Origin of the sequence: Vibrio sp. 99-8-1, from assembly GCF_013114595.1 — a bacterium.
Taxonomy (GTDB): Bacteria; Pseudomonadota; Gammaproteobacteria; order Enterobacterales; family Vibrionaceae; genus Vibrio.
This window is the reverse complement of sequence record NZ_VTXE01000043.1, coordinates 1-12,440: the sequence shown is the minus strand read 5'-3', so window position 1 is coordinate 12,440 and position 12,440 is coordinate 1. Positions and strand designations below refer to the sequence as shown.

Here is a 12,440-nt window from a genome sequence, read left to right as displayed (position 1 = left end):
ATATTGAATGAGCAACATTAAAGCGGCCACCGCTTGTATTAATCTGGATGCATTAAAATACAATTTTAATAAGATTGCAGAGCAGTCACCAGGCAGTAAAATTGTTGCCATCATTAAAGCCAATGCTTACGGGCATGGCATCCTAAATATTGCTAATAGCATTAAACAAGCCGATGCTTTTGGTGTTGCAAGAATTGAAGAAGCATTGCAGCTTAAATCTGCGGGAATCGTTAAGCCACTTCTATTGCTTGAAGGTTTCTATTTCCCAGAAGATCTCGATATCCTATCTGCAAATAATTTGCATACCGCTGTTCATAATATTGAGCAACTCGAAGCTCTTGAAAAGGCCAATATCGATACTCCCATAAAAGTATGGTTAAAAGTTGATACAGGAATGCATCGACTCGGCATACAGCCGGAAGAGTATGATGAGTACATTACGAGACTAAATCGTTGTAAGAACGTTCAACAGCCCGTCAATGTTATGAGCCACTTTGCCAGCGCAGATGATTTAGATAGTCCCGTGACTCAGCAACAAATAGAGCTATTTTTATCTATAACCAAGCATTGTGATGGTGAGCGCTCACTAGCAGCATCGGCTGGCATCCTATCATGGCCAGAAAGCCGACTGGAGTGGAACCGCCCCGGAATCATTTTATATGGTGTTTCTCCATTTAATGATAAGCCTGCTAAGACCTTAGGTTATAAACCTGTAATGACGTTAAAGTCGTGTTTGATTGCTGTACGAGTGGTTAAAGCAGGTGAAAAAGTCGGTTATGGTGGTGCGTGGACATGTGAGAAAGAGACAAAAGTCGGCGTTATTGCTGTTGGTTATGGAGATGGTTATCCTCGAACGGCCCCAAATGGTACTCCTGTTTTTGTTAATGGTCGTATTGTTCCTCTAGTTGGTCGTGTCTCTATGGATATGTTAACCGTGGATCTTGGTATTGACGCTAAGGATAAAGTGGGTGATGAAGCGATTATGTGGGGAGAGGAGTTACCAGCAGAAGATGTTTCTAATCATATAGGAACCATTGGTTATGAGTTGGTCACTAAATTAACCGACCGTGTAGAAATGATATACCTCTCTCACCAAGAGTAGCGAGTGTCTATTCCTCGCACTTATGGTGCACTCCTGTTTTCGTTATCAATGGTTAACAGCGATCTCTTATATGCAGATGGCTGGCCAAATTGGGTGCCTGAATCCGCTGTCGTTCCTTTCGCTTTTACTTCTGACAGCCTCGGAAACGCCATTGGAATAGCCGGTGTAGCCAAAGGGGTATTGCAGCCCCAAATGAGTGTGTTAGCCACTGGCTTTTATACCGACAAAAATTCGTTTATGACCTACGGCTCTGTAGCTAATTATCAAACAGATAATAACTGGTTACTTGGTTTCGAGTTATACCAAGGCAACTATGTTGATAGTAACTATTATCTTGGTGAGCAAGGAAGTAATGATTCCAATGTAGGTGATGTGACGGTCACAACTGGCAAAGAAGCCAAGTATCGTGCTTCTTTTCGGTATGTCTTTCCTTGGGGAGAAGGAGAAAAGCAAGGAACGCAAGCAGGTTACACCCCCAGTCGAGATATCTCAGGCAAAACCCCTTTTGAAAGTGGTGTTTCCTCTTTAAATATTCAGCCTTTCTTTTCTACCCGAAAATTGGATGTGACTTTTGAGGAGCCACAACAGACATGGGGCGTCGCCGTTCAATTTGATTGGGATAATAGGAATGATACAAGGAACCCCACTCAAGGATCTAAAACAAGCGTCAATATGACTTACTCACCTCAATATAGAGATGATGAGTCATGGGCGACGGTGTCTTTAGAAAACAGCCATTACTGGGATTTAGGCCCAATAAATGATCTGTTTAATAAACAGGTTTTTGCTTTAAGTTTATATACCGCGGATACACCAACATGGAATCAATGCTCGAGTGGCCATTGCAATCGTCCTTCAGAGTATGAAGGGATAAAGTTGGGAGGCTTGTATCGACTGAGGAGTTACACTTCTGGTCGCTTCCATGGTAGGAGTGCAGTAAGCTATAGCGCAGAGTATCGGGTAATGCCTGAGTGGCAACCACTTGGAGATTGGCCCATTTTCAACTTGTATCAAGTACCTTGGTGGCAATGGGTCGCGTTTGTTGATGTCGGTAGGGTAGCAGATGAGTATGACCTTAAAACACTTCATAGAGATATGAAATGGAGCGCCGGAGGAGCGATTCGTTTTCAAGTTGAAGGTATTGTTGTTCGCACAGAAATGGCCTGGGGAAGTGGAGAAAGTCTGTTTAGGGTGATGGTTAACCAACCATTTTAATCTGTTAGCTAATCAGTTAGTTTGAATTGAGTAGCAGTTGTGCCGCTACTCATCATTGCCGCTACTCGCCATTGATTGTCGCGATAATCTTTCTACTGCCGCCATTGTTCCTATGCTCACCGAGATAAATCCCTTGCCAAGTTCCTAATGCTAGTCGTCCATTACGAATTGGAATTGTCACACTTGCACCAAGTAAAGAGGTTTTTATGTGGGCTGGCATATCATCAGAACCTTCGTATGTATGACGATAATAGGGCATATTTTCTGGAACCATCTGATGAAAATGGTTTTCCATGTCTGTTCTAACTGTAGGATCCGCGTTTTCATTTAAAGTTAGGCTTGCAGATGTATGCTGCATAAACAGATGAACAATCCCCACTGATAATTGAGAAATCTCAGAAATATGTTGTTCAATTTCATCAGTTATAAGATGAAACCCTCGTTTTCTTGCTTTTAAGTTAAGCTCTTTTTGCTGCCACATATAGTTTCTTCTCTCAAAATAACTCTGTTGAGGTGTTCTTAGTACACTGTTTTTCGACTATGACAGAGATTAATCGGTAATCTGATATAACTCAATGATAGCATTGTCGAGTTACGTCATAATTCGAAGCTGAAAATAAATAACAACGCTTTGCTCAATGTTGAGTTAAAATAGATATTGAGTAAAACGGATATGATTTGCTTAATCGGGGTTCGATTTAACCGCATTTTTTGCTGTTAGTCGAATATAGCCAATTGTAACATCGGGATAATTACCATGTTGAAAAACATCAATCCAACGCAAACACAAGCATGGAAAGCTTTAACAGAGCATTTTGAATCTGCTCAAGATATGGACCTTAAGACGCTATTTGCAAAGGATGAAGCGCGTTTTGAAAACTTCTCTACTCAGTTTGGTTCAGACATTCTGGTTGACTACTCTAAAAACCTAGTCGATCAGGAGACAATGGATAAATTATTTGCTTTGGCAAATGAAACAGAATTGAAAGCCGCTATTGATGCTATGTTCTCAGGAGAGGCCATCAACCAAACTGAGGGTCGTGCTGTTCTTCATACTGCTCTTAGAAATCGTAGTAACACGCCAGTTATTGTTGATGGACAAGATGTTATGCCTGCTGTGAATGCAGTTCTTGAAAAAATCAAACTATTCACTGAGCGTGTAATTTCAGGTGACTGGAAAGGCTATACAGGAAAAGCGATTACCGATGTTGTTAATATTGGTATTGGTGGTTCAGATCTTGGCCCTTATATGGTGACAGAAGCTCTTGCACCTTATAAAAATCATTTGAATATGCATTTCGTATCAAACGTAGATGGCACTCATATCGTTGAGACGCTTAAAAAAGTAAACCCAGAAACAACGTTGTTTTTGATCGCGTCTAAAACATTTACTACTCAAGAAACCATGACCAATGCACATTCTGCTCGTGATTGGTTCTTAGCTGAAGCTGGTGATGAGGCGCACGTTGCAAAACACTTTGCTGCTTTATCAACAAATGCTAAGTCAGTTTCTGAGTTTGGCATTGATACAGACAATATGTTTGAGTTTTGGGACTGGGTTGGTGGTCGTTACTCTTTATGGTCTGCTATTGGTTTATCCATTGCTCTATGTGTTGGATACGATAACTATATTGAGTTACTGGATGGTGCTCATGAAATGGACAAGCATTTTTCTGAGACGGAATTAGAAAGTAATGTACCTGTGATTTTAGCGGTTATTGGCTTGTGGTATAACAACTTCCATGGTGCAGAATCGGAAGCTATTTTACCGTATGATCAGTATATGCACCGCTTTGCCGCGTATTTCCAGCAAGGTAATATGGAATCTAATGGTAAGTGCGTTGATAGAAACGGTGTTGAAGTTGATTATCAAACTGGCCCAATCATTTGGGGTGAGCCGGGAACAAATGGTCAACACGCGTTTTATCAGTTGATTCACCAAGGCACTAAACTGATCCCATGTGACTTTATTGCTCCTGCATTGAGTCATAATCCAGCAAGTGATCATCATCAAAAATTGATGTCTAACTTCTTTGCACAAACAGAAGCGTTGGCGTTTGGTAAAACCAAACAGCAAGTTGAAGCGGAATTTGCTGCTGCAGGTAAATCACTTGAAGAAGTAAAAGAGTTGGTTCCATTTAAGGTATTTGAAGGTAACCGCCCAACAAACTCTATTTTGGTTAAAAAGATTACTCCGCGAGTACTTGGTAACCTTGTTGCTATGTATGAACATAAGATCTTTGTTCAAGGTGTTATCTGGAATATCTTTAGCTTTGATCAGTGGGGAGTAGAACTGGGTAAACAGTTAGCTAACCAAATTTTGCCAGAGCTGACTGATGAGTCTCCGGTAGATTCACATGATAGCTCCACTAACGGCTTAATCAACGCTTTCAAGGTGTTTAAAGCGTAAGTTAGTAAGCTTGTAATAGAGAAAAAGCTGATGCAATGCATCAGCTTTTTTTATGACAAAACAGAAATGTAGAGTACTTGATACTTACTCAAAACAGATTTCGATAAATGCGTTACCCCATTCAGAAGTAAAAGGCATAATAATAATTGCCCCTTCGCATTTATGACGAATTGTATGTCCTTTTCCTGATACAACAATTGGCGTTGCCATATCGAACTCAAACCCACTATCGGAAAGGATACGTTTTGCGCCTCCTGTTACCATGTTGGTTATTTCGCCCACCATATCCGTCACTTCTTCATTAATACCGTTGGGTCTCTCACCTAGCATGTTTTGCATTATTTCTAATGCTAAGCCTTCATCAAAAGTTATCGACATCGATCCTTTTGATTGATCTCCAACCATACCAATGAGTCCAGAAACATCGCCTCGGGCAATTTCATCTTTTTTAACTCTTGGTTTCTGAGGCTTCAACTCTAAGGAAGCCATCGTTTTTAACACGTTCATTAATGAAGCTAAAAACGGATTTACAAATTCAGCGCGCATAACACTCTATCTTAATTATTCATGGGTTGATAAGCAGGACCGACAGGTACCGTGCGTTTCAATGACATGATCTGTTATATGAAAACCGTGCTGTTCAGCATTACTAGCCAGCAAAGCCATCAGGTTATCATCTTGTTGCTCTATTACGTTACCGCATTGGTCACAAATAAGTAGTTGAGAGTGATGCTTGTGCTGACCACATAGACGACAAGATATAAAACTATTATTAGATTCAACTTTATGTATAAAGCCTTGCTCTAACAAAAAGTCCAGAGCTCGATATATTGTAGGGGGTTTGGCCTGTGGTTCACTCTCTTTTAACTGCTCTAATAAATCGTAAGCGCTAGACGCACTTTTATTGCAGCATATAAGCTCAAATACTCGCTTACGTTGTGGAGTAAACCTCACACCTCGAGATTCACAAATTCCCGTGACATGTTCAAGTAGCGCTTGATCCAATTTGATCCCCTAAATACACGAACTATGTTAATAATACACTATTTATAGACAAACATTATAGTTCGTTATGAAATGTAACCCTAAGATAAAAGCCTATTGTGGATCAAGTAAATAGATCATTTTGCGTAATTTTAATTGAGAATATTTGCGCTTGTTGACAACTTTGCTATCTGAAAATGACAAGATCGATTACAATGCGCGCCAATCAGAAGCAAGCTTTTAGGCTTGATATTGGCAACCACAGGTTGCTTTTCATCGAATTTATCAAGGTTCTTTTCTATGCACCATTCATCTCGCTTTTCCATTGCACCCATGCTCGATTGGACAGATAGACATTGCCGCTATTTCCATCGTCTGTTAACACAGCAGTCTCTGTTATACACCGAGATGGTGACAACGGGTGCAATTATTCATGGTAAAGGCGATTTCTTGGCTTATAACCAAGAAGAACATCCCGTAGCGTTACAACTCGGTGGCTCAAATGCAAAAGATTTAGCTGTATGCGCTAAGTTGGCGCAAGATCGTGGTTATGATGAAATCAATTTAAACGTTGGGTGTCCTTCAGATCGAGTTCAAAATGGTCGTTTTGGCGCTTGTCTAATGGCGGAACCTGAATTGGTTGCTGACTGTATTAAAGCCATGAAGGATGTGGTGAGTATTCCCGTCACAGTAAAAACAAGAATTGGTATTGATGATCAAGATAGCTATCAATTCTTGACGGAGTTTATCTCAACTGTAAACGAGAAAGGGGGCTGTGATGACTTTATTATACATGCGCGAAAAGCATGGTTAAGTGGTCTTAGCCCAAAAGAAAATAGAGAAATCCCCCCTTTGGATTACTCAAGGGCTTATCAAGTTAAGAAAGATTTTCCTCATCTTAATATTGGCCTTAATGGTGGTATTAAAACATTAGAAGAGTCTCTAGAGCATTTAGAGTTTGTTGATGGGGTTATGGTTGGGCGTGAGGCGTACCAAAGTCCTTATCTATTGGCTCAGGTCGATCAGAAGATCTTTGGAGAAGATAAACAGATTAAGAAGCGTAGCCAAATCGTCGAAGAGATGTATCCATACATCGAGCAACAGTTATCAAATGGCAGCTATCTTGGCCATATCACTCGACATATGCTAGGTCTCTTTCAGAGTATGCCCGGTGCTCGTCAGTGGAGAAGGCATATTAGTGAGAATGCACATAAGCAAGGTGCGGGAATAGAAGTGGTAGAGCAAGCTTTAGCAAAAATCCCTAAAGAGCTAAATGTGTAAATTTAACCAATAAATAGGTTATTTTTACCAAGTTATCACAGCTATAAAGGTGGCTTTTTGTTTGGCTGGATCTTAACTTTATGATTTACATTGATTTTTAAAGTTGGCTTAATTCCTGCTCTATGAATAGAAAAGGAGAAATATTATGTTCGAGCTATTGTTCTTATTTGTATTCTTAGGGGTTCTGTTTTTCACTGGTGTAACAATGGTGACCATTTTTCTCGCAATAGGCATCTCTATATTTATGATGTTTCTGATGGGAATGTTAGGGTTTGCACTGAAGTTACTCCCTTGGTTGATAGTGATTGCACTTGGTGTATGGTTCTATAAAAACTATGTGATTACTGCTCGTTAAGAAAAGCGCAGCTTAAAAACAGAGTACAGCCACAGAATAAATCGACTTTATTGTTACTAAACGCCCTACTAGGGCGTTTTTTATAGCTATTATTTATAAGAACAAACAAAAGTTAGCAAATTGTTAACTATCAGCCATTCTTAATAGGGACAAAGCTAAAAATAGTGATGAATGAAATAGTAATAAAGCAAAGTGACAAGGAAAGGAGCAATGACGATTACAGAGTTAAAATTGCTATATCGAGAAAAGCAGTTAGTAGAAGCGATTATTGAGCCTTCGATTCAGGATGGAAGCTGGGTTGTTGAGTTTAGGCATGCAAGAGGAGGGTTTGTGTTGCTAACGGATTCTCACGGAGAAGAGTGTCAGTACTTAGATCTTGATTTAGCGTCAAAGTCTGCGATGGCTGTTGGCTTTAATCAAGTTCGTATTGAAGAGAAGTGATAGTGTTGCTATATCTCTAAAAGTTATAAAACATGAACTTCTATTCTTTCTTGTTATTAAAAGGAGTGGTTAATCTATAGTTACGCAATGAATAGGAATGTCGTGACTATGTTATTAAAGGAACTCTCTGCGCTATCTAGCCCATTAAATGATCAGCAAATTAATCAACTCCAGTCGGCTACGTCGGAATTATCACCTCAACAATTGGCTTGGGTTAGTGGTTATTTTTGGGGAATAAGTCAGCAAGCCGCGACCTCTCCAGTTGCTTCTCAACCTGCACTTTCTCAAGTTGCCACTCAAATATCGAGCCAGCTATCGATTATATTCGCTTCGCAAACAGGTAATGCGAAAGGGGTTGCGGAAGCTTTAATGCAAGATGCAGTGGCTCGTGGAATTACAGCGAACGTTTATGATGCAAGTGATTATAAAGGAAAGAACTTAGCAAAAGAGACTCACGTTATTATTGTGGCATCAACAAATGGAGAAGGAGAAGCTCCTGATAATGCCATTGAGTTGCATGAGTTTTTGCAGTCAAAGAAAGCACCTAAGTTAACGAACTTACAATATGGAGTCATTGGCTTAGGGGACTCCAGTTATGAGTTTTTCTGCCAAACCGGTAAAGATTTCGACAGCTATCTCTCCAAATTAGGTGCGACTTCGTTTATTGAACGTATTGATTGTGATGTTGATTATGAATCTTCAGTGTCAACGTGGCAGCAAAGTGCTCTTGAAAAGATAAAAGAAGCGTTTGAGGCATCGAACGATGCTGAAGTCGTGCCATTACCTATTGCGACAACGGATGTTTCTCACTATTCCAAAAGTACGCCTTTTTCCGCGAGCTTACTTACCAATCAAAAAATTACTGGTAGAGAATCAGATAAAGATATCCGTCATATTGAGATCGATCTTGAAGGCTCAGGAATAACATACGCTCCGGGAGATGCACTGGGCGTTTGGTATGAAAATAGTGCAGAACTTGCAGATAAAATACTTGAAGCGGTTGGTTTGTCTGGCGTAGAAAGTGTTGATGTCGATGGGGATTCATTGTCTATCCGAAGTGCACTAATCAGTAAGTTCGAAATTACCTCTAGTAACCCGCAGTTGATCACTAAATTTGCCGAACTGTCAGCTAGTAAAAAGTTACAAAAGCTGGTGGATGACAAAAATAAGTTACGAACTTTCGCTGCAAAAACTCAAATCATCGACGTACTAACTATAAAGAAAACAGTGTTAACGGCTGAGCAGTTGGTTGAACTATTGAGACGTTTAACCCCAAGGCTATATTCCATTTCATCGAGTCAACTAGAAGTAGAAGATGAAGTGCATCTTACTGTTGGTTTAGTTGCCTACGATAATAACGGAGAAACTCGTCAAGGGGGAGCGTCTAGCTACCTTGCTGAGAGACTGCAAGAAGACGATAAAGTAAAGGTTTTTGTAGAGCACAATAACAACTTCAAACTTCCAAGTGATGATGTTCCCATCATCATGATTGGTCCTGGAACAGGAATCGCTCCATTTAGAAGCTTTATTCAAGAGCGAGATAACAGAGAAGCATCAGGTAAAAATTGGCTAATCTTTGGCGAACGTACTTTTACGCAAGACTTCTTATACCAAGTGGAATGGCAAAAATATTTAAAAAGTGGCGTGCTGAATAAACTAGATGTTGCTTTTAGCCGTGATCAAAAAGACAAAATTTACGTACAAGACCGACTTTTAGAAAACGCACCACAAGTATGGAAGTGGATAGAGGAAGGCGCTTATATCTACGTGTGTGGTGACGCAAATCTAATGGCAAAGGATGTGCACAATACTCTTATCAACATTATTGAAACTGAAAGTCAGCTTAACAAAGAAGAAGCAGAGCAATTGCTAAATAATCTGCGTAAAGAAAAACGTTATCAAAGGGATGTCTACTAATGAGCAAGCAAAACCAAACCGACAAACAAACTGTATTGGGAGAGGTTTTAGGCCCTTTATCCGATAATGAGCGTCTTAAAAAGAGCAGTGACTTTTTGAGAGGAACAATTGAGAACGATCTACAAGACCAAATTACAGGTGGTTTTACCGCAGATAACTTTCAACTGATTCGTTTTCATGGAATGTATCAACAAGATGATAGAGATATTCGAGCTGAAAGACAGAAGCAAAAGCTGGAACCTCTACATAATGTAATGCTTAGAGCTCGCATGCCGGGAGGGATTATCACTCCTAAGCAGTGGTTAGCTATCGATAAGTTTGCTGATGAACACACGTCATATGGAAGTATTCGCTTAACTACGCGACAGACTTTTCAGTTTCATGGTGTATTAAAGCCAGATATTAAGCTTATGCACCAAACGCTAAATGATATTGGTATCGATTCAATAGCAACGGCTGGTGATGTAAACCGAAATGTTTTATGTACCAGCAACCCGATTGAGTCTGAGTTACATCAACAGGCTTACCAATGGGCGAAGAAAATTAGTGAACATCTACTGCCGAAGACGAAAGCGTACGCAGAGATCTGGCTGAATGGCGATAAAGTTGAAACAACAGATGAAGAGCCAATATTAGGCAGCAATTACTTACCACGTAAGTTCAAAACGACAGTGGTGGTTCCACCGGTTAATGATGTTGATGTGCATGCCAATGATCTTAACTTTGTGGCCATCGCTGAAAAAGGCGAACTTATTGGATTCAATGTATTGGTTGGTGGTGGACTGGCCATGACACATGGTGATGAAACTACTTATCCAAGAAAAGCCGACGATTTTGGTTTCATCCCGTTAGATAAGACACTCGATATAGCCGCTGCAGTCGTAGGCACGCAAAGAGATTGGGGAAACCGCTCGAATAGAAAGAACGCTAAAACCAAATACACATTAGATCGAGTTGGTATTGATGTATTTAAAGCAGAAGTCGAACGTAGAGCCGGTGTTTCATTTGCCGAAACTCGCCAATATTCATTTACTCACAGAGGAGACCGTATTGGTTGGGTTGATGGTATTGATGGTAAGCAACATTTAACGCTATTTATTGAGAATGGACGTTTACTTGATTTTGCTGATCGACCTTTAAAAACGGGGGTTGCTGAAATTGCCAAGATACATAAAGGCGATTTTAGAATGACAGCGAATCAGAACCTTATTATTGCCGGGGTAGCAAATGAAGATGCGGCGCAGATAGAGAAGATAGCAAAAGAACACGGTTTAATTGACGATGATACGTCTGAGCAGCGTAAAAACTCAATGGCGTGTGTTGCCTTTCCTACCTGTCCATTAGCGATGTCAGAAGCGGAGCGATTTTTACCTTCTTTCGTGACTGATGTAGAAGCCATTTTGGATAAACATGGTATAGCAAAAGATGACAGTATCATTTTGCGGGTAACGGGATGCCCCAATGGTTGTGGTCGAGCCATGCTGGCAGAGATTGGTTTAGTAGGAAAAGCCCCCGGTCGTTACAATTTACACCTTGGTGGGAATAAAGCCGGTACTCGGGTACCAAAAATGTATAAAGAGAACATTACCGATAAACAGATACTCGAAGAAATCGATCAGCTCGTCAGTGAATGGGCCAGCAATCGCCTAAAAGATGAAGCGTTTGGTGATTTTGTAATACGAACAGGAGTCATTGAGGAAGTTATTATCTCTAAGAGAGACTTTTATGCTTAATGCTTTGAAGAAAGTTTATCGGTTAGATGACTACCTTAAGCTAAATAAAGCGGCTCAAAGCTTACAGCTAGCAGAAATCAATGCTGAGCTGGAAAGTTTAACTGCTGAAGAACGGATTAAGTGGGCACTAGTTCATATAGAAGGAAATCATGTAGTTTCCTCTAGCTTTGGTATTCAAGCTGCCGTCATGCTTGGGCTATTGAAAAATGAATCACCGGATATTCCGGTGATACTAACGGACACAGGCTATTTATTTCCTGAAACATACCTGTTCATTGATGAGCTAACCGAGAAGTTGCAACTCAATATTAAAGTGTACCGTGCAGAAGATAGCCCCAACTGGCAAGAAGCACGTTACGGTAAGTTGTGGTTACAAGGCATTGACGGTATCAAGAAGTACAATTTGATTAATAAAGTTGAGCCTATGAGAAGAGCATTGCAAGAACTGTGTGCGACTACTTGGTTCTCGGGCTTAAGAAGAGGGCAGTCAGATACTCGTTCTCATTTACCAATACTTTCTGTGCAAAATGGTGTTTTTAAATTTCTACCTATTGTTGATTGGAATGATGAGGATATAGATACTTTCTTGTCTGAGAATCATTTGCCTTATCATCCTTTAAAAGAGAGTGGCTACCGTTCTTTAGGCGATACACATACAACAAGTAAGTGGAAAGAAGGGATGAGAGAAGATGAAACTCGTTTTTTTGGGCTAAAAAGAGAGTGTGGCTTACATGAAGATAATGAATTACAGAATGATGGGCTAGGAATATAAGCTCAATAAACAACCAGTATTGAATAAAACTGTGGATAAGTTGTGTTTTAAAACTGAGTAAAGTTATAGAAATAGCAGTTCTGATGGTTTTCTAATCATAAAGTGAGTTTTTTACAAAAAAGAGCAAAAAAAGGGTTGCCAATGTGAATTCGATCTCTATAATGCGCCCTCACTGACACGGCAGAGCCCACAAGGGTTAACTGGCAAAATCAGTCAGGCAGCAGCCTAGC

The 12,440-nt window shown here is 40.2% G+C and carries 12 protein-coding genes; 9 read left to right on the top strand and 3 right to left on the bottom strand.

The annotated features are described in order from the left end of the window. Window positions 1-7: 7 nt before the first annotated feature. On the top strand, window positions 8-1,102 hold the full coding sequence (alr, locus tag F0227_RS19095; RefSeq protein WP_171754844.1) for an alanine racemase: 1,095 nt from the start codon (window positions 8-10) through the stop codon (window positions 1,100-1,102). A 3-nt stretch (window positions 1,103-1,105) separates the two neighbouring features. Further along, the gene (locus tag F0227_RS19090) at window positions 1,106-2,317 is read left to right on the top strand and encodes a BamA/TamA family outer membrane protein (protein ID WP_317916671.1); all 1,212 of its coding nucleotides are present in this window, start codon (window positions 1,106-1,108) and stop codon (window positions 2,315-2,317) included. A gap of 61 nt (window positions 2,318-2,378) precedes the next feature. On the opposite strand, the gene F0227_RS19085 is transcribed toward F0227_RS19090, so the two are convergent. Next, complete coding sequence (locus tag F0227_RS19085) at window positions 2,379-2,798, bottom strand: secondary thiamine-phosphate synthase enzyme YjbQ (RefSeq protein WP_171754843.1); 420 nt, start codon at window positions 2,796-2,798, stop codon at window positions 2,379-2,381. A 276-nt stretch (window positions 2,799-3,074) separates the two neighbouring features. Here F0227_RS19085 and pgi point away from each other — a divergent pair, with 276 nt between their 5' ends. Continuing rightward, the gene (pgi, locus tag F0227_RS19080) at window positions 3,075-4,727 is read left to right on the top strand and encodes a glucose-6-phosphate isomerase (RefSeq protein WP_171754842.1); all 1,653 of its coding nucleotides are present in this window, start codon (window positions 3,075-3,077) and stop codon (window positions 4,725-4,727) included. 84 nt (window positions 4,728-4,811) lie between these two features. Here the strand turns inward: pgi and F0227_RS19075 are convergent, their stop codons facing one another. Together F0227_RS19075 and zur are read right to left on the bottom strand one after the other, a co-directional pair. Then, window positions 4,812-5,273, bottom strand: coding sequence for a chemotaxis protein CheX (locus F0227_RS19075; RefSeq protein ID WP_171754841.1), 462 nt, complete (start codon window positions 5,271-5,273; stop codon window positions 4,812-4,814). A 15-nt stretch (window positions 5,274-5,288) separates the two neighbouring features. Beyond that, window positions 5,289-5,738 (bottom strand): zinc uptake transcriptional repressor Zur, encoded by a 450-nt coding sequence (gene zur / locus F0227_RS19070; protein WP_171754868.1) that lies wholly within the window; start codon window positions 5,736-5,738, stop codon window positions 5,289-5,291. 273 nt (window positions 5,739-6,011) lie between these two features. On the opposite strand from zur, the gene dusA reads away from it, so the two are divergent. The 6 genes from dusA (at window position 6,012) to F0227_RS19040 (ending at window position 12,210) form a co-directional block, all read left to right on the top strand. After that, window positions 6,012-6,992, top strand: a complete 981-nt coding sequence (gene dusA, locus F0227_RS19065) for a tRNA dihydrouridine(20/20a) synthase DusA (protein WP_171754840.1) — start codon at window positions 6,012-6,014, stop codon at window positions 6,990-6,992. Between the two features lie 145 nt (window positions 6,993-7,137). Beyond that, complete coding sequence (gene pspG, locus F0227_RS19060; protein WP_171754839.1) at window positions 7,138-7,347, top strand: envelope stress response protein PspG; 210 nt, start codon at window positions 7,138-7,140, stop codon at window positions 7,345-7,347. 210 nt (window positions 7,348-7,557) lie between these two features. Beyond that, window positions 7,558-7,788 (top strand): hypothetical protein, encoded by a 231-nt coding sequence (locus tag F0227_RS19055; RefSeq protein ID WP_171754838.1) that lies wholly within the window; start codon window positions 7,558-7,560, stop codon window positions 7,786-7,788. 87 nt (window positions 7,789-7,875) lie between these two features. Further along, entirely contained in the window at window positions 7,876-9,705 is a 1,830-nt protein-coding gene (locus F0227_RS19050) for an assimilatory sulfite reductase (NADPH) flavoprotein subunit (RefSeq protein ID WP_171754837.1), read from the top strand. Then, window positions 9,705-11,438, top strand: coding sequence for an assimilatory sulfite reductase (NADPH) hemoprotein subunit (gene cysI / locus F0227_RS19045; RefSeq protein WP_171754836.1), 1,734 nt, complete (start codon window positions 9,705-9,707; stop codon window positions 11,436-11,438). The genes F0227_RS19050 and cysI overlap by 1 nt, the downstream gene beginning before the upstream one ends. Continuing rightward, entirely contained in the window at window positions 11,431-12,210 is a 780-nt protein-coding gene (locus F0227_RS19040) for a phosphoadenylyl-sulfate reductase (protein WP_171754835.1), read from the top strand. The genes cysI and F0227_RS19040 overlap by 8 nt, the downstream gene beginning before the upstream one ends. Window positions 12,211-12,440 lie beyond the last annotated feature (230 nt).

Excerpts from the sequence above, each read along its gene's own strand:
- alr (WP_171754844.1), top strand. The coding sequence starts at position 8 with ATGAGCAACATTAAAGCGGCCACCGCTTGTATTAATCTGGATGCATTA.
- F0227_RS19040 (WP_171754835.1), top strand. The coding sequence starts at position 11,431 with ATGCTTAATGCTTTGAAGAAAGTTTATCGGTTAGATGACTACCTTAAG.
- dusA (WP_171754840.1), top strand. The coding sequence starts at position 6,012 with ATGCACCATTCATCTCGCTTTTCCATTGCACCCATGCTCGATTGGACA.
- pspG (WP_171754839.1), top strand. The coding sequence starts at position 7,138 with ATGTTCGAGCTATTGTTCTTATTTGTATTCTTAGGGGTTCTGTTTTTC.
- F0227_RS19050 (WP_171754837.1), top strand. The coding sequence starts at position 7,876 with ATGAATAGGAATGTCGTGACTATGTTATTAAAGGAACTCTCTGCGCTA.
- F0227_RS19055 (WP_171754838.1), top strand. The coding sequence starts at position 7,558 with ATGACGATTACAGAGTTAAAATTGCTATATCGAGAAAAGCAGTTAGTA.
- pgi (WP_171754842.1), top strand. The coding sequence starts at position 3,075 with ATGTTGAAAAACATCAATCCAACGCAAACACAAGCATGGAAAGCTTTA.
- F0227_RS19085 (WP_171754843.1), bottom strand. The coding sequence starts at position 2,798 with ATGTGGCAGCAAAAAGAGCTTAACTTAAAAGCAAGAAAACGAGGGTTT.
- F0227_RS19075 (WP_171754841.1), bottom strand. The coding sequence starts at position 5,273 with ATGCGCGCTGAATTTGTAAATCCGTTTTTAGCTTCATTAATGAACGTG.
- cysI (WP_171754836.1), top strand. The coding sequence starts at position 9,705 with ATGAGCAAGCAAAACCAAACCGACAAACAAACTGTATTGGGAGAGGTT.